The sequence below is a fragment of the Paenibacillus sp. CFBP 13594 genome, from assembly GCF_014842675.1.
GTDB classification, from domain to species: Bacteria; Bacillota; Bacilli; order Paenibacillales; family Paenibacillaceae; genus Paenibacillus; species Paenibacillus amylolyticus_B.
On the sequence record NZ_JACYVQ010000001.1, the window covers coordinates 254915 to 272100 of the forward strand.

At 46.1% G+C, this 17186-nt stretch carries 14 protein-coding genes; 10 read left to right on the forward strand and 4 right to left on the reverse strand.

Going from position 1 to position 17186, the window contains the following annotated elements; translation table 11 throughout:
* Positions 1 to 102 precede the first annotated feature (102 nt).
* The 3 genes from IFU39_RS01390 to IFU39_RS01400 are packed head-to-tail and all read left to right on the forward strand — an operon-like array spanning position 103 to position 1986.
* Positions 103 to 555, forward strand: coding sequence for a flavodoxin (locus IFU39_RS01390; protein ID WP_091017919.1), 453 nt, complete (start codon positions 103 to 105; stop codon positions 553 to 555).
* 5 nt (positions 556 to 560) lie between these two features.
* Positions 561 to 1367 carry a hypothetical protein gene (locus IFU39_RS01395; RefSeq protein ID WP_091017917.1) on the forward strand — a complete coding sequence of 269 codons (807 nt, stop codon included), beginning with the start codon at positions 561 to 563 and terminating at the stop codon, positions 1365 to 1367.
* A 52-nt stretch (positions 1368 to 1419) separates the two neighbouring features.
* Positions 1420 to 1986, forward strand: coding sequence for a nitroreductase family protein (locus tag IFU39_RS01400; protein ID WP_091017915.1), 567 nt, complete (start codon positions 1420 to 1422; stop codon positions 1984 to 1986).
* 20 nt (positions 1987 to 2006) lie between these two features.
* On the opposite strand, the gene IFU39_RS01405 is transcribed toward IFU39_RS01400, so the two are convergent.
* Together IFU39_RS01405 and IFU39_RS01410 are read right to left on the reverse strand one after the other, a co-directional pair.
* Complete coding sequence (locus IFU39_RS01405; protein WP_192131030.1) at positions 2007 to 3464, reverse strand: 4-hydroxyphenylacetate 3-hydroxylase family protein; 1458 nt, start codon at positions 3462 to 3464, stop codon at positions 2007 to 2009.
* A gap of 202 nt (positions 3465 to 3666) precedes the next feature.
* Entirely contained in the window at positions 3667 to 3819 is a 153-nt protein-coding gene (locus tag IFU39_RS01410; protein ID WP_076209985.1) for a DUF1540 domain-containing protein, read from the reverse strand.
* Positions 3820 to 4380: 561 nt separating this feature from the next.
* Here IFU39_RS01410 and IFU39_RS01415 point away from each other — a divergent pair.
* On the forward strand, positions 4381 to 5193 hold the full coding sequence (locus tag IFU39_RS01415; protein WP_091017910.1) for an AAA family ATPase: 813 nt from the start codon (positions 4381 to 4383) through the stop codon (positions 5191 to 5193).
* 66 nt (positions 5194 to 5259) lie between these two features.
* Here the strand turns inward: IFU39_RS01415 and IFU39_RS01420 are convergent, their stop codons facing one another.
* Both IFU39_RS01420 and IFU39_RS01425 read right to left on the reverse strand, forming a co-directional pair.
* A complete protein-coding gene (locus IFU39_RS01420; protein WP_192131032.1) occupies positions 5260 to 6726 on the reverse strand; it encodes a HAMP domain-containing sensor histidine kinase in 1467 nt (488 codons plus the stop codon).
* Positions 6711 to 7397 (reverse strand): response regulator transcription factor, encoded by a 687-nt coding sequence (locus tag IFU39_RS01425; RefSeq protein ID WP_192131034.1) that lies wholly within the window; start codon positions 7395 to 7397, stop codon positions 6711 to 6713. The genes IFU39_RS01420 and IFU39_RS01425 overlap by 16 nt, the downstream gene beginning before the upstream one ends.
* A 192-nt stretch (positions 7398 to 7589) precedes the next feature.
* On the opposite strand from IFU39_RS01425, the gene IFU39_RS01430 reads away from it, so the two are divergent.
* The 6 genes from IFU39_RS01430 (at position 7590) to IFU39_RS01455 (ending at position 17017) form a co-directional block, all read left to right on the forward strand.
* Positions 7590 to 8306: a YceI family protein gene (locus IFU39_RS01430; protein WP_192131036.1), complete on the forward strand. Its 717-nt coding sequence runs from the start codon at positions 7590 to 7592 to the stop codon at positions 8304 to 8306.
* Positions 8307 to 8563: 257 nt separating this feature from the next.
* Positions 8564 to 12940: a glycosyl hydrolase 53 family protein gene (locus IFU39_RS01435; protein ID WP_192131038.1), complete on the forward strand. Its 4377-nt coding sequence runs from the start codon at positions 8564 to 8566 to the stop codon at positions 12938 to 12940.
* 198 nt (positions 12941 to 13138) lie between these two features.
* Positions 13139 to 14182 carry an SPFH domain-containing protein gene (locus tag IFU39_RS01440; RefSeq protein ID WP_091017902.1) on the forward strand — a complete coding sequence of 348 codons (1044 nt, stop codon included), beginning with the start codon at positions 13139 to 13141 and terminating at the stop codon, positions 14180 to 14182.
* A gap of 68 nt (positions 14183 to 14250) precedes the next feature.
* A complete protein-coding gene (locus IFU39_RS01445) occupies positions 14251 to 15225 on the forward strand; it encodes a sugar kinase (protein WP_192131940.1) in 975 nt (324 codons plus the stop codon).
* Positions 15226 to 15308: 83 nt separating this feature from the next.
* A complete protein-coding gene (locus IFU39_RS01450) occupies positions 15309 to 16022 on the forward strand; it encodes a response regulator transcription factor (protein ID WP_105599333.1) in 714 nt (237 codons plus the stop codon).
* A gap of 23 nt (positions 16023 to 16045) precedes the next feature.
* Positions 16046 to 17017, forward strand: coding sequence for a sensor histidine kinase (locus tag IFU39_RS01455; RefSeq protein WP_342345608.1), 972 nt, complete (start codon positions 16046 to 16048; stop codon positions 17015 to 17017).
* Positions 17018 to 17186 lie beyond the last annotated feature (169 nt).

Consider the following 17186-nt stretch of genomic DNA (forward strand, 5'->3'; position numbering starts at 1 on the left):
GACAATGATAATCATTATCACATATGATTTTGTTAATCCAAAATTCATTCTTTCTTCATAGAGAGAATATTACATGATCAAATTAAAGTGAGGGAAAAATAGATGGCTAAATTGTTAGTGGCTTATGCAAGCATGACAGGAAATACAGAAGAAATTGCAGAACTGATTGTGGAGGGAATTACAAAGGGAGGCCACGAGGCAGATCTGAAATCCGTAACGGATTGTAATGCATCTGATGTATTGGACTATGACGGATTCATGATCGGTGTGTACACCTGGGGAGATGGGGAGTTGCCAGATGAATTCCTTGATTTCTATGAGGAGCTGGATGAGCTTGACCTAAGTGGTAAGAGAGCTGCGGTGTTTGGTAGTGGTGACACCTCATATGAGCAGTTCTGCGGTGCAGTTGATCTCGCGGCTGCCAAGCTGCAAGAGCGTGGGGCGGAGGTATCTCCAGAGATGTTGAAAATTGAATATAGTCCGCTTGAGCAGGAGAAAGAAACATGCCGTGACTTTGGCAAACGCTTCGCTGCTGCCGGATTACAGGTATCCTAAAGATCATGTTAAGACATAATGTTCAGGCAGCGATGCCAGTCGGAAGGAATGACCTTCCTGAACGTCTGCTTGAAGATTACAGATTGGAAGAAATGCTGCGCAGCCCACACCGATTCATCCGCCCTGAACCAGTGTCTGAGCAGCGTCTTCCACTGCAATGGAGGCACCGTGTACAATATGCGGTGAGCCATGCGGTCAATGCCTTCTACAGTCTCGACCCCGATGTTCGCAAAGAAGTACCCGTGCAGTATTTACTTGAGAAGTGGTGGCCCAGAAAGACGGATGGTTTCGAATCTGTTCTCCATTACTGGGATGTGAAGAACAAGATTACGGATGAATTGTCACTCGCTATTGCAATGAATGATGATCTGAAGCATCCAGCCATTCTTTTTGAACAGTGGAGAACGGAGTTACCTTCATTATCCATGCATTTGTCGATGATATTTCAGGCGGCCTGGCAACCAGAAGGCTGGGATTCGCTGCTTATTCAAAAATATATGGTTGTCCATGATCCAAACGTAGTTGAGGCGTTTCAACATATGGTCAGTGCATTCTGCTGGGAAGCCTTCGGAAAATTACCGGGTATGATCGAGATATACTGTTTGTTGGAAGGACGCAAAATTAGGTACATCCCTGGACGCCAGTCTCTGATACGTTCCATGGACTACATTCGCTTGATACGTGACAGCATGCCGCAAGCAGAAGTGGTGGAGTCAGAACAGTTTACGACGCGTGATAAAGCGCGCATCCACGAAGAGGTAGATCGCTGGAAAACGGAAGCCGTTGAACCGAAGAAAACATGGTTGATGTGAAGGCGATTGAAGGATAACGATATATCATGTAGATAGAGGAGGGAAAGTTACCATGTCTACCGGTCTAAGTCAAGATATAAGCAGCGGCAAGAGACGTGCAGGAACATGCGAATTCAGTCCGTTGCCAGTACCCCAGTCGGTTATACGAAAGTTGCTTGATGAAGCAGATCCTTCATTATATGTAATGAGTTCAGAACCTTGGAGGTTTATGTTGTTTGCAGGCGAAGGACGACAGCTTTATCTGGAAGCGGTCAGACAGAGCTATCCACCGCATCTGGCTGATCGCTACGGCGACTGGGCTACATATCAATACACGGAAGCAATCCCTACCCATCTGGTTGTCGTGGCGCCTAAAAATGCCCGTGAGGATCATCTTCTGCCGGCCAAAGCCTGGAGCAAACGCTTTAGTATTCTGGCTGCGGAACAGGGTTTGAATGCGGTCTGGAAGATTAATGATTATCAACAACATCCTGTGTTTATGAATTTGATGGGTTTGACAAGTGAAGAGAAGGTTCTGGGGGTATTCCATATCGGTTACGGAGACCAGCCTGCATTGCGGGATATGGATGCAAGCAGACCAGCCTCTGAACTGATGACGGTCTATGACCATCTGGTATAAAAAAATGTTCATTAGTTCTCTTATTTGCTGGTGTTGAATAGAAAATCACGAACGAGCTGACGATTCGTCTGATCTTTGTTATATACGGAGTATAATCGATTGGATACTGTAAGGACATTGCCAAAAAAGAATCGTTCGAATTGGGTCTGTCTGCCCCCGAATGATCCAGCCCCAATCTCCCAGATCAGGCGGAACAGAGCATTGCGTTCATAAGAAGCCATATCGTTCCCTTTCAGATATATATTCAGTGAAGGAGCGATATCGGATTGAAACTCTTCTTCCTGAGGGATCATAATTACCCCGCTCGAGCCCAAAAGTTGCAGAATTTCAATCATCTCAGGATAAAGTTTCGGAAAAAGCAGATTGGCTGCCATCAATGGTTTGGGTGCAGGTAATACAAATCCTCTTCCGTCTGGTATGGCACCTGCCTCTGCGGCCAAAGCCAATGCTTTTAACGATTCAAGACCTGCGAACAGACGTGCAGTTTTCTCAATAACATGTGCTTCCGTATTCAGATCGAGAGTATCCGTGAGAAGCTGAATTGTACCGAGAACAAATTCCGTCTTGGCAATATAACGGCACAATACCTGATGACCTGCGTGAATATGAAAGTTACTGCCACTGAAGAGACGCGAGGACATTTCCTCACTTCCTGCAAAAAATATTCGTTCATGCGGAACGAGCACCCGGTCAAAGATGACGATATTGTCCATTTCTTCATATCTGGAGCTCAGGGGATAGTTGGTGTGAGATTCAGCTGCGTAGGTATCCCTGCATACCAAACTGATACCCGGAAGATCATTGGGGACAGCAAAGGAGAATGCAAATGGATTTTCGTCATCAAATGGGGCAGGAGAAGGGGACGGATAGACAAAAATCTCATCCGAAGTGGCAGCTTGTGTAGCCATCATGAATGCTCCGCTAATAATGAGACCTTCCTCGGTACGATCTACGACCTTTGCGGCAATAGCATCCTCAGTGGCATCCAATTGCCCTGAAATTTTGCTGGCATATGGCTGGATAAAGGCATGCGATAGCGTAATATCATGATCACGGCAGTAGGCATAATAATTCTTGAGATTTTCTGCATATTGGGGAGATAATTCGTTCAGGAGATCCGCACCTGTGTAAAAGGACATGATGGCTGTATTCATGTAATCGGGTGAGCGACCAAGAAAGCCATGATGCACATTTGCCCAGATATTCATCCCTTCCCGGCGTTTACGGAGGTCGTCTGCACTGGTTGGAGGCAGGAAGGATATGCCCACAGGTTTGCCGTCTGCCGGGGAGGCATACGTCATCGTTTCTGCAAATTTAGGATCAGATTGCAGATCATACATGTACATCTGAGTCTCCATTAAACCAGCAAATGCTACATGTTCAGAGCGTTTTCCAGTAATAAGGTTACCTTTGTACCAGCAAGGGACGGACTGGGCATCAATTCGTTCGCGATACTGTGTGCCACTTTTAACAGGCATTGTTATTCACCTCTTGGTTCTAATCGTTCATGGGCATACTGACTTCTTACGTAGTGTACGTAGGTCATCTGTCCAATGTGCATTTAAGAGGTGAGAAGGATTTTTACAGATTAGGGCTTGATAATAATTATCATTCTTGTTACAATAGACAAAGAAAAAAGGAACCGGTAAGGGCTCCTTTAAGTGAATCACATGAGATTACTTATTTTACTTCAAAAGTCTTACAGTCTGTTTCAGCAGACTGACTTGCTTCTTTGTTACTGTGACTCACGATGTAGATCGAAGAAGCGTTACATTTGTTCTCTTGAGCCCAGTGACGACAGGAATTAACTTCACACAATACGTCTTTTGCCATGATTGTTAACCTCACTTTAATTGGATTACAGTCGTTGGTATAAAAGATCCGGATATAACAAGTTGCCGCTTGCGAATCTGGAAAATTTTTGCTCTCACGAAATTATGAGGGCTTTTTTGCGTTATACACAACGATGCACACTTAGAATAGCAAATTTTATTGAAGCTTGCAACCAAATGCCCCCATCTGTGGCAAAATAGTGGACGTGTTGTGGTTATATTTGCAAAAAGGCAGTAGTATGTTATTATTTAATAGTAATTATTACGATTAATAGTCTGAATGATTCTATATAACTTGAACTAAGCATTTACATGAAAACGGAGAGGACAGAAAGAACCTGAAGAAGCGGAGCTAAAAGCTTTTTGAAAAAAGCTACATCGGAAGCATATACTTCGCCTTTATCCCCGGATTTCCCCTCTAGGGAAATAATCAAAAAATCTGGGGATAACAGCGATCGGAAGGTTGTTCTGTCATCGAAGTGGTCAGTGTAAATATTTATTAGTTCAACTTATATAACTTGAATCACGGACTGAAACTATAAATGAAGGAGCATGTGTATAGATGAGCAAAATAAACCATATGAACCGGATTCCCCGCGCGAAAGGGATCGATATGGCTGCTTTTTACACGCCGAAAGAGTGTAGACTTAAAGCCCAGCATATTGTATTTTCCGCTGAAAATGAACGCATCATTAATGAATTTGTCACCATTCTGGGCATGAAAGAGAAGTTCAGAGAGCATGATGTATCAATCCCCAACAAAATGGTCATGTTCGGGCCACCCGGTACGGGAAAAACATTAACGGCATCACATCTGGCGGAGCGCCTTGATCTGCCATTGGTTCTTGTGAGATTAGATGCGATCATTCATAGCCATCTTGGGGAGACGGGCAGTAATGTACGCAAGTTATTCGAATATGCACGAATGAATCCCTGTGTGTTATTTCTGGATGAATTTGATGCCATAGGCCGGACACGTGAGAGCAATGATGAAGTGAAAGAGATGGCTCGTGTCGTCAATACGTTATTGCAATGTCTGGACGAATTCGATGGGGACAGCATTCTGGTGGCTGCAACGAACCTGGAAACCCAACTGGATCACGCCATCTGGCGGCGGTTTGATACGAAGATGACCTACGGTATGCCTGATGATTCAAGTCGTAGATTGTATATCAGCAAGTTGGTGGGGGCATTTGAACAGGAGACCCGGCTGGAAGATTACATATGTGAACGCTTGGCAGGGTGCAGTTATGCGGATATAGAGCAGATCGTTCTGAAAGCAAAACGGAAAGCGATCATTGCCAGCAGTACACTTCGTAAGCAACTGATTTCGGATGCTTACGATGAATATAGGCCACGTGTATTAGAGTGTTGAGTGTTGAAATAGCCCAGGCTCCTGAATGGAATCCTGGGCTATTTGTCATGTTAGCATGCTGCGACGTTACACTTTAACGGCTGCACCGTATGCTTTTTCTGTATTCATAGCTTCTTGTGTTGCAGTCCAGCGTGGCAGGCTTAATCTGAACATGCTGCCTTCCGGGCTGCTGGAGACAAGTGTCAGTTCACCGCCCTGTTCCTGAGCGAGTAACCGGCTATAGGTTAAGCCTAGACCCAGGCCACGGTTACGACGTTTCTTGAGTTCTCCACGATAGAACCGTTCGAAGATTTTGGGTTGTTCTTCGGCTGCGATGCCTGTGCCGTGGTCCTTAACATCAACGTACAGCATCTGTTCTTCTGTACTTAGATAAATATCGAAGACAGCCTTTTGTTCAGGAGCTGTGGCATGAAGTGCGTTATTGAGCAAATTGACAATGATCTGCTGAATGCGGAGAGCATCCCCCATGGTAAAGAAGTTAATCGGAGGGGCGTGCAGCTGAACCTCTGGCATTTTGTCCTCATACGCAATCTTCCACTGATAGATGATCTCACCGACCAACAATTTCAGATCCGTCCGTTCCTTGCGAACGGCAACACTTCCTGCAGCCATGGCGTTATAGTCAAGCAAATCTGCGACCATTCGCTCCATGCGTTCAGATTCCTTCAAAGCGATATCCAAAAATTCTTTACCTTCCTGTGGACTCACGACATCGTCACGTACTGCCATAACGAGCCCCTTGATGGAAGTTACCGGTGTCTTGAGTTCATGACTTACCCCTGCCAGCGAAAGTGTACGCCATTCTTCGAGTTGTTGGAGACGAGTAGCCATATCGCGAAATGAATTTACAAGTTCATTGATCTCACGTTCTCGTGTATCCAAGTCAAGACTCACATCATAATTGCCACCTCGAATCTGTTCAGCGGCATAGGCGACCTGACGAATCGGTCTGGATAACTTTTTGGACAGGAGATAGATTGTAAACCATCCACAGAGGATTAGTCCTCCGAGGATTAGAGCCACGAGCCCTATCGTCTCTGGACCAAATGTAATGGATTGTTTGGACTGCATGACCCACACTTTACCCAAGGTTTGATCGCCCTCGGATATGTTGACCGTTACACCTGCATATTTGTTGTTTCGAGGTTCAAGATAGTCGTCTGACAGTCGATAATGCACATCTTTTTGCTCCATTTTAGGCTGGGAAAAGATCAATTGATTGTTGTTGTCCAAGATCATGACACAAAAATAATGATCTGTATTAAATAGTTTCTCTCGCTTGGTTACCAGTCTGTCCAGATCGGGTGGAACCCGAAGCATATTATTTTCACTGGTCACATGATCGGCAATCTCCAGACCAAGCAGTTCTGCGGTTTTGAGGCTTTTCTCAATGGAAGTTGTTCGAATCCAGTAGAGTGCCCCTGCCGCAATAATCGTGAAACCAATGCACAAAATGAGAAAATATCGCAGTGTCCAGTGTGACAGAATGGATATCGTTCGTTTGGGTTTCTTCTGTTTCAGTTGGCGATCCAAAATTGATACCCCATTCCTCGCAACGTCCGAATTTCTCCCGTATCTGGCGACCAGTGGGAGAGGGCTTGACGTAGTCGTTTAATCGATAGATCTACAGCACGGTCACTGCCATCATAGTCCATCCCCCATACCTGTTCAATAAGATGATCTCTGGTAAATGTCCGATTCGGATAATCGGACAGGAAGAACAGTAACGACAGGTCACGAGGTGTGAGTGCAACCTCTGCTCCGTTCAGCAACACCTGCTTGGCAGCAAGATCAATGACGAGATTTCCAAAGGAACGCTTCTCTTTGCCACCTGAGGTCCAATGTGGATTACGACGCAACACCGCATTAACTCTGGCGACCACTTCTTCCGGTACAAAAGGTTTGCTCATATAATCGTCAGCACCAGCATTCAGTCCGTTGAGACGGTCTGAAATGTCATCCAGTGCGGTTAGCATGATCACGGGACAAGCACTTTTTTCACGAATAATCCGCAGCAGATCCCATCCGTCCATTCCTGGCAGCATCACATCAAGTAATACAAGGGAAGGCGTTACGGTATCAAAAAGGGTAAGTGCAGTCGGTCCATCAGCTGCATGATGAACTTCAAATTCTGCTTTTCTCAGATAAGCAGCCAATACTCGTGCAATAGCTTGCTCATCCTCGACGATAAGTATGGATTTCAAGAAAAGCGTTCTCCTTTCGCTTTGTAAACTTGTACTGATTTTACATGAGCTAGAGCGTAAAGCCAATCCTGTATTACGGATTTCAAAAAAATATGGGACTTGTCTTATCTTGACTTCTTCCTGACACATTCAATTGATATGATTCACTCCAAGAAGCAACCTAAACAAACATGTACTGGAGGAAACATAGAGATGAACAAGAAAGCAAAAGCATGGCTTATTACAGGTGTAGCGGCGGTTGCCGTAATCGGTGGCGGTGGTTACTATATCACAAACAGTTACTTGGGAAACAACGTGGAGATTGAGAAGGTGCTTCCTGCGAGCACAGCGACATCCACAACAGCTGTAGATAGCACAGGAACGCCTGTAGCCAATGAAACTGCAGGAGCAGAGCAACTGAACGGAGACTGGAGCATCAGCGAAGGTTCCAAAGTATATTTCTCCGTAACCACATCACAGGAGACCGTTAACTTTGTGGACGAGCAGGTAACAGGCAATTGGACAATTAATGTAGACGATGCTGCTCAGATGAAGGCAGAAGGACAGATCAAGATGGATGGAATTGATTCCGGGAATGGACAGCGTGATGGTCACGTGAAGCAAGCCGATTTCTTCGACGTTGCTACATATCCACAAGCTACATTTACAGCGACTTCATTTGAAGGGGTACCTGCGGAATGGCCTGTCGGTCAAACGGTTGATATCAAAATGAATGGTACCATTACGGTTAAAGGTATTGAAAAAGAAGTAACTTTTGACGCAAAAGCTGCTTATGAGAATAATGCAGTATTGTTGTCGGCAACATCCATGGTAACGTTCGAAGATTTCGGAATGGAAAATCCGCATTCGGTTGTGCTCTCGACTGAAAATGATATCCAGGTACAACTTGAATTGAAACTTACTAAATAAGTGTAACAAAGACCATATACCTGAAAATCTGTTCTGTTCTTCCTTAGGGTGGACGGACAGATTTTTTGCTTTCTTTTGCAAAATAGTGTGATCGATATTGTTCAATTGTAACTATCACAGGATCATATTGTTAAAATAACTGCTGTTTCCTTTGGATTATGCCGTGTTACCCATCACTATTAAGCGCTTACAATGAGGAGGATTCATAACATTCATTGATCCATGCACAATCAAACACAAAAAGGGGGAGATCAAGAGTGAACAAAAGGTACATAAGCGGGTGTCTGGTATTACTGATGCTGTTCTGTGATCTGGGACTGATGGTTCGTCCAGCGGCTGCAGAAGATGCAAAAGTGAACGTGGCACTTAACAAGGCGGTTACGGTAAGTGAGCAAGATCTATTGTATGAGGGACAAAAAGAAAAGGCGGTGGATGGTGATGTGAATACTCACTGGAGTGCGAGCTCACCTTCTTCTGAAAGCAATCCTCATTGGTTGACCATAGACCTAGGTGCGCCATATGAGCTTTCCGGAGCGGAGTTGACTTGGAAGGACAAAGACCAAGTTGTAAAATATTTGATTGAAGTATCTGATGATGGTAACAACTGGTCGACTGTTGTGGACCAAACGACTAACGATATAAAACAGACTGTCGCCAGTGAAGAATTCCAGACCCGTACATCTGTCCAGTATGTGAAGGTTACGATTCCGTACTATGCGGGAGCAACTTGGTGGCCGGGGATATCCGAGCTTAAAGTCTGGGGAAAAGAGGAAAAAATTGATCCAGCAACCATTACCGGATACGATGCTGTTCAGGTCAATACAGTAGCTGGGGTTGCACCTGTTCTGCCAACAAAAGTGACAGCGAAGTATCTGAACGCCAAATCTGGTTCGGTTCCAGTGGAATGGGAAAGTATCGACCCTTCAGAGTACGCACATGCGGGCAGCTTTACCGTGACGGGTGCAGTATATGGAGCCCCTGTTCAACCGGAGGCCACTGTAACCGTTGGAGGATACCGGACGGATTACGTAAGAGGAGTGGATATTTCCACGTTGACTGCCATTGAGGACAAAGGCGGAAAATATGTGGACAGCAACGGTACAGAGCGTGATCTGCTCGATATTCTCAAGGATCGCGGTGTCAATTATGTTCGTCTTCGTCTGTGGAATGATCCACAGAAATCAGGGGGATACAACGATAAGGAAGATGTCATTCGTTTGGCCGAGCGGGTGAAGAAAAAAGGTATGAAGATTCTGCTGGATTTCCACTACTCGGATGAGTGGGCGCACCCGGGTCAGCAGCTTCGTCCAAAAGCTTGGGAAGGTCTTTCGCCCGAAGAGCTGAAGCAGGCCGTATACAACTATACGTATGAAGTTGTGGGAGAAATGAAAGCTAAGGGCGCCATGCCTGATATGGTGCAGATCGGTAATGAGATCAACAGTGGTGTTCTGAACGGCTTGAGCAGCGACGTGGATTTTAAGCAAAATGTTGCATTGCTGAAAAGCGGAATTGATGCTGTACGTGCAGTAGAAGGAGAGATCACCGATAACGCGGATAAGGTGAAGATCATGATCCATCTGGCTGAAGGTGGCAAGGCAGATACGTTCAAATGGTACTTTGGAGAGTTAAGTAAAGGCGGACTGGACTATGACATTATCGGACTATCGTATTACCCTTTCTGGCATGGGACGTTTGCGGATGTGCAGAAAACGATGAATGAAGTGTCAGTCGAGTTTGGCAAAGATGTCATTATCGCTGAAACGTCCTATCCGTTTTCCTACAAAAACGGGGACGCTCATGGGAACATCATCGGGTCGGACGAAGCGCTTCATGTTGGGGGAGCAGACTTCCCCGCAACCGTTCAAGGTCAATATGATGCCATCGCCGGCATTATGGACATGATTGCGAACGTGCCAGGAAATCATGGCGCAGGTTTCTTCTACTGGGAGCCAGCGTGGATTCCGGCGGGTGTAGGCTGGATTGCATCCGAAGGTAATGCATGGGAGAACCAAGCGATGTTTGATTACGACGAATTTCCGGCCAACGGCGGGCATTCGTATGAAGGCAGAGCGTTATGGTCCCTTGATGTGTATAAACGCGGACTGGAGCTTCTGCCCGCAGACCGCCAGCAACTGGATGCGGCACTTACACGAGCCAAATCATTGGTACAGACTGATTTTACTCCGGAAAGCTGGGTGACTCTGGCTCCGGCAATCTCGGCAGCGGATGACGTATACCAACAGGCATACACGCCGGGCGGGGTAACTCAAGCAGATACAGATGCAGCGACAACAGCACTAGAACGTGTGATGCAACAGATGCAGGTTATCGCCCCGCAGCTTGACGAGCTCAGAGCTAAAATAGCAGAAGGGCGTACGTATCAGCAGACTGACTGGTCTGCGGCCACTTGGGCGGTATTGACCAAAGCGCTGGAAGGCGCTGAGCATGTCTTGAATGATCCAAGAGCAACACAGACGGATGCGAATACAGCGGTTAAACGTTTGCATGATGCGATTCAAGGTCTATCCAATGTGGACAAAACACAATTGCACCAGTACATTCAACAAATGCAGCAGCAGACTAAATCTTCCTATACACGCCGGAGCTGGTCTGTATTGGAACAGTCTTTGCAGGTAGCGATCCAGGTCCGAGATAACCAAGCTGTTGTCCAGTCTGAGGTGAATTCAGCACTGAGTATGTTGAAACAAGCCTTTACTAATCTGGTCTCTCTGGAGGCTTTAACAACGGGCAAAACGGCAACGGCTTCAAGTAGTGCAGGGACAGGAGGTAATCAAGCCAACTCTCCTGAAGGTGCAATTGACAACAATCCGAACACTTCATGGGGAACGGATAAGAGTATCGGAAGCTGGTGGCAAGTGGATTTGGGACAAGTCGCTAACCTTCGCAAGATCGAGATGTCGATGTGGAGTGGCGGTATCAAGTACAAGATTGAAGTGTCCAATGACAACCAAAATTTTGTGAAAGTAGTGGACACCACAAGTGATGTTGTTGTATCAACCGCACCTAGCCATGTACTTCCAGAAGGCACGGAGGGACGTTACATTCGCGTAACGATTAAAACAGGTCCCACATGGGTAGGATTCATGGAATTTGAAGCCTACGGTACGTTCCCGGCGGACAAAACTGCACTGCAAACTACTGTAGATACCGCTGAGAAATTAAAACAAACCGAATACACGACATCAACCTGGAATGTATTCAGTAAGGCGCTTTCTGAAGCGAAGGCGTTCATGCTGGATGTTGAATCTTCAACGCAAGATGTAAGCAATGCGGATCGGTCGTTACAAGATGCTGTGAGTAAGCTTGTGCGTCAAGATGGTACACCTGGCCCTGGTCAGCCATCACAACCAAGCGTACCTTCACAACCTTCCAACCCGGGAACAGCTCCTTCAACGGGGAATCCGGCTGAAACACCACCGGTTGAACCTGGGAATCCGCCAGTTAAGGGTTCGATCACGATAAAAGGAACAGCAACTGGGGATGACAAGTATTCGATTCGTCCGGATGCATCCCAATTAACTCAGGCACTGCAGTCCATGGATGCAGGAAATCGTACGTTGAAGCTGCTTGCAGATGTACCTGACACAGCCGAGACAGTCACATTCCAATTGGCTGCAAGTCAATTGGCAGCATGGGTTCGTTCCGAGGAAGTAAAATCTCTGGATGTAGTCGTAGGACAGACGACCGTTCGTGTTCCTCTAAAATCACTGCCGCTAACCATTGCGGAGACTAAGGGAACGTTCGACATCGTAGTGGCAACAGGATCGACAGATGCACTGACCACATCACAAAAAGCAGCGATTGATGATCATGCAATTGTTGATGTGAATTTGTTAATGAACAATAAGCCATTGCAATGGACAAACAGAGCGGTTGAGATTGCTCTATCCAATGTGGAGCAACCTAAAAAGAATGATGTAGTGATGGTTGTGCATTCCATATCTCCAACTGGGGAAATGAAACCTGTTACGTACTCCAAGTACGATGACAAGACCAAAACGATGCCGTTCAAACCGCTGGAATCCGGCAGTTATGTCATTACAGAAGTTGAGGTGCCATTACATGATCTGCAAAATCACAACTGGGCTCTCCAAGAAGTGCAGAACCTCTACGGTAAGGGAATTATTGCGGGGATGAGCGCAACTCGTTTCGCCCCACAAGGTGAACTGACCAGAGCACAATTTTTGCAAATGATAATTAAAGGTATTGGTGATACACGCCAGCCGGATCCCTCTATTTCAACACCAACGGATGTGAAGGAAGGGCAGTGGTATGCCGATTCAGTAAGACTTGGAATTGAGATGAACATTATTCAAGGCCGAGCGGATGGAAGCTTCGGGGCCAACGAACGGATTTCACGAGAAGATATGGCCGTTATGCTGAATAGAGCTCTTCAAGTTGTGCAACGTGAGGATGCAACCCATTCTGTACCAGAAAATATGGTGTTTGTAGACAACGATGAGATCGCGCCATACGCCAAAGAGGCTGTAACCTCGATGCAACAACTTGGACTGCTAAATGGCATGCCCGATGGCACGTTTGCTCCGAAAGAAACAGCGAACCGTGCACAGGGAGCTGTTGCAATCGCCAGATTAATGGAACAACTGTATTAGAAAATAACAAAGCAGGTAAGGAGATCGAATCAACTGATTCGGTCTCTTTGTTTTGCGGAAAAAAAGAGGTTCAGAAGTCATCCCTTTCTCTACATAGGCATATGAATCATTTGTTAATGTCGTATTGACAATATTGAATTCATTTGTTATCATTTCGATAATATCAAAACGACAATATTAAGAAATGGGGAATGAGCCATGTTTGGATTCCGATTTGCAAAGTTTCAACCCAGTGAATATGTAATGAAAGTGAAAAATGGTGAGGTAAAACGTCAGGGTGTTGGATTGTCCTTCTATTATTATGAGCCCACCACATCGGTAGTGGTGCTACCCGTGTCCTCGGTGGATGTACCTTTTATGTTCGAAGAGATTACGGCGGACTATCAGACCGTTACTGTGCAGGGACAGCTAAGTTATCGCATTGTAGATTATTTGAAAATAACACAGAGCCTGAATTACACATACAATTTGCGCAAGAATCGGTATATTTCAGACGACCCCGGCAAACTGGACCAACGGGTAATCACCACAGCGAAAGTACTAACCAAGAAATATCTGGAGAAAATGCCGTTGAAGGAGGCCATTCAATCCAGTGAACGGCTGGCAAGCAGCATGAAACGCGAAGTTGTGCAAAGTGAAGAGTTGGAGAAACTGGGCGTTGAGCTGATGAGTCTATCCATCCTGGCCATTCTGCCCAATAAAGAGACGATGCGTGCATTGGAAGCACAAGCGAGGGAAGAGATTTTACGTCAAGCAGATGAAGCGCTGTATGTGCGTCGCAATGCATCGATTGAACAGGAGAGACGAGTGAAGGAGAATGAACTGAACACCGAAATTGCCGTGGAGACAAAGAAACAGCAAATTCGTGAGACCCAATTGCAGGCAGAACGCTCGGTGAAACAGAAACAAAACGAGATGGAGCAGGAGCAGCTTCAGTTCAATACAGCGATGGAGGAACGCAAGCAGCAACTGATTGAATTGACCATTGCCAATCACAATGCCGAGGCAGATGCCAAAGCGTATGAGATTGCTGCCGTGATGAACTCATTGCAAAATGTACAACCAAATGTACTGCAAGCAATGGCGAATATGGGCATGAATTCTGATAAGCTGATCGCACTAGCATTCCAGGAACTGGCCGAAAATGCAGGCAAGATCGGACAGCTTAATATCTCGCCGGATCTGTTGCAGGGATTGATGTCTCCCGCGCCGGGCAGAGATCAGGGAGGTAGAGGGCGATGAGATTAGGAAGAAGAGAGGCAGAGCAAGCAGGGAAATCAGTACGTCATCAGGCTACGCCGGACGATCGAATGAGCGAATACAAGCTCATTCTCGTTAAGCGTCGGACCCGACTGGAAGAGTTGGTGGTTCGATATAACACGGTGCAGCAAGCTCAGTTTTATATTGAACGTCTGGGCGCAGACTTCAGTGATTATATGGAGGAAGACCGTCGTTATCGGTTATCTGTGCAGCAGGCACAGCAGCAACTGGGTCAATTGGGCCGTGTACAGACCGTTGATCGGGAACATGTGCCTAATTTTATCTTTGGAGAGCAGGATATCGTGGTCGTGGTTGGACAGGATGGGCTTGTAGCCAATACCCTCAAATACGTAACCGAGCAGCCGCTAATAGGTGTGAACCCGGACCCGATGCGGTGGGATGGCGTGTTATTACCTTTTACCGTGGAAGATCTGAGCTTCATTGTTCCTGATGTCATTCGAAAGCAACGAACATTGAAAGAAGTCACTCTCGCCAAAGTGGAACTGAATGATGGACAGTATTTATATGGTGTGAATGATCTGTTCATTGGTCGGAAGACGCATGTATCGGCACGTTATGAAGTGCGTTTGGGTTCATCCGCAGAACAACAATCTTCCAGTGGCATCATTGTATCCACAGGCATGGGATCGACAGGCTGGTTCAAAAGTGTGCTGGCCGGAGCCACCGGAATTGTAGGGTCCGCTGCTTGGCAGAACATGAATTCTGAAGATGAGGTTGCTGTTGCATCCTCATCCATTCATGGAAGCAGGCAGGAGCTGAATCATTTTAACTGGGATGCGCCGTACTTATATTTTTCAGTACGTGAACCTTTTCCGAGCCGAACGACAACTGCCAATCTGGTGTTTGGACAGATCCATTCGAAGCAACCACTGCACATTGTATCCCAGATGCCAGAGGATGGTGTTATTTTCAGCGATGGGGTCGAGCAGGACTTTCTTGAGTTTAATTCAGGAGTGGAAGCTATCATTGGTTTGGCAGAGAAGAGAGGGCGTCTCGTGGTCTAAAGCTTTATTTTCAAGCCGTTTCCGACTAGAATGGGTAACTAGATGTGATACACTGACGTCAGGAAACGGAAAGAGGGTTAACGATGCAGTCGATATTGTTGGTTGAAGATGATGCCAAGCTAGCAGGATTGCTGGCGGCTTATCTGACCCGAAATGGATTCCAGGTACAGGTCACAGAAGATTTTCGTCATGTATTGGAAGAATTCGTGAAGATGGAACCGGATCTTGTGCTGATGGATGTGAATTTGCCTCAATATGATGGGTACTACTGGTGCAGGCAGATACGTACACATTCCATATGTCCCATTCTATTCATATCCGCTCGGGATAGTGGCATGGATCAGATTATGGCGTTGGAACATGGAGCGGATGATTATATTACAAAACCCTTTCAATATGAAGTCGTTCTTGCCAAAGTCCGTAGTCAGCTGCGCCGAGCCTATGGTTCTTACGCTGCTGTTCAGCAGGAAGTAACAGTTACGAATGGTCCCATGATCCTCTATCCTGAGCGATTTGTACTGGAATATGATCAACGTTCAATAGAGCTGACACAGAAGGAAGCGATACTGGTGGAAGCACTAATGGCAAAGGCAGGCCGAGTTGTCAGCCGAGAAAAATTGTTAGAGCAAATGTGGGAAGATCAGCATTTTATCGATGATAATACGTTGAATGTCTATATTACACGTGTTCGCCGAAAGTTGAAGGAGCTGGGTGCAGAAGAGATTTTGGAGACGGTTCGCGGAGCGGGTTATCGTGTATTGGATCTGGATTCATCCGCACAGGGAAAAGGGAAATGAGACTTTTCCTGAAAGACCACCTGTTGTTAGTCGGAATTTATGTGTTACAGATGCTGCTGGTTCCGTGTGTCTACTGGCTCTCTGGTGAGGGCCGTCCGATGAAGATTGTCCTTTATGGCATGCTGATCAGTACTGTTGTGCTGTTGATCTATCTGGTCATACGTTACCTCCAGCTACGAGCGTATTATCGTCTACTTGAACAACCACGTAAACTGGTAAACGAGCCTTTCCAAACGCTTGGAAATTCGGTCGTGGCGGAAGCCATCCAGGAATTGTTACATGAACTGGAGCGTAATCGGCAGAACGAGATGGGTCAATTACGTACTAGCAAGGATCAGCAGGTGGTATTCATGAATCGCTGGGTTCATCAGATGAAGACGCCCTTGTCCATCATCCAACTGACCTTGGAAGATGTGGACGATGAGACGGCTGGCAGTATTCAGGATGAGCTGGATAAAATGCGCAAAGGACTTGAGATGGTCTTGCATTCATCACGGCTTGAACAGTTCGAAGGGGATTTTCGTGTAGAGCTGCTGTCTCTGCATGAGGTGCTTCGGAGTAGCATTGCAGAGAACCGGCGTTTGTTTATTCGCAGAGGCATTACGCCGGATATCCGGATGGAGGGCGACCTTCAGATATACAGTGATTCCAAGTGGCTACGGTTCATGTTCACCCAGATTTTGACCAATGCCGTGAACTATTCCGATAGCAAATCAGGCAAAAAAGTGATCATTACCGGCTATAAACAGGAAGAGCGTACAATCCTGGACATTCAGGATGAGGGAATCGGCATCTCGTCCGAGGATATTCATCGTGTGTTCAATCCCTATTTTACAGGTGAACGTGGCAGGCAATACCACGAATCCACAGGGATGGGGTTATATCTGGTTCGTGAGATCAGTGCACGTCTGGATAACCGGGTAGAGTTGTTTTCGGAGCTGAATAAGGGAACGTTGGTCAGATTTAGCTGGCTTCATTCGAAATATCCGCAATAAAGAGCGCTTTGCCCACAGCCATGGGTGAGGTGTTTTTTTTATAGATACAACAAGTTATGGAGGCAGGGGAACAGAACCTTAAACGTACTGTAAGGGAAGTTTAAGGTAATTCGATAGCACCGTTAGGGGAGGTCAGTTAGGATAAGAATAGAATTAACGTATAAAGAAT

Coding starts and splice junctions, on each gene's coding strand:
- IFU39_RS01390 (WP_091017919.1), top strand. CDS start 103: ATGGCTAAATTGTTAGTGGCTTATGCAAGCATGACAGGAAATACAGAA.
- IFU39_RS01395 (WP_091017917.1), top strand. CDS start 561: ATGTTAAGACATAATGTTCAGGCAGCGATGCCAGTCGGAAGGAATGAC.
- IFU39_RS01400 (WP_091017915.1), top strand. CDS start 1,420: ATGTCTACCGGTCTAAGTCAAGATATAAGCAGCGGCAAGAGACGTGCA.
- IFU39_RS01405 (WP_192131030.1), bottom strand. CDS start 3,464: ATGCCTGTTAAAAGTGGCACACAGTATCGCGAACGAATTGATGCCCAG.
- IFU39_RS01410 (WP_076209985.1), bottom strand. CDS start 3,819: ATGGCAAAAGACGTATTGTGTGAAGTTAATTCCTGTCGTCACTGGGCT.
- IFU39_RS01415 (WP_091017910.1), top strand. CDS start 4,381: ATGAGCAAAATAAACCATATGAACCGGATTCCCCGCGCGAAAGGGATC.
- IFU39_RS01430 (WP_192131036.1), top strand. CDS start 7,590: ATGAACAAGAAAGCAAAAGCATGGCTTATTACAGGTGTAGCGGCGGTT.
- IFU39_RS01440 (WP_091017902.1), top strand. CDS start 13,139: ATGTTTGGATTCCGATTTGCAAAGTTTCAACCCAGTGAATATGTAATG.
- IFU39_RS01445 (WP_192131940.1), top strand. CDS start 14,251: ATGAGCGAATACAAGCTCATTCTCGTTAAGCGTCGGACCCGACTGGAA.
- IFU39_RS01450 (WP_105599333.1), top strand. CDS start 15,309: ATGCAGTCGATATTGTTGGTTGAAGATGATGCCAAGCTAGCAGGATTG.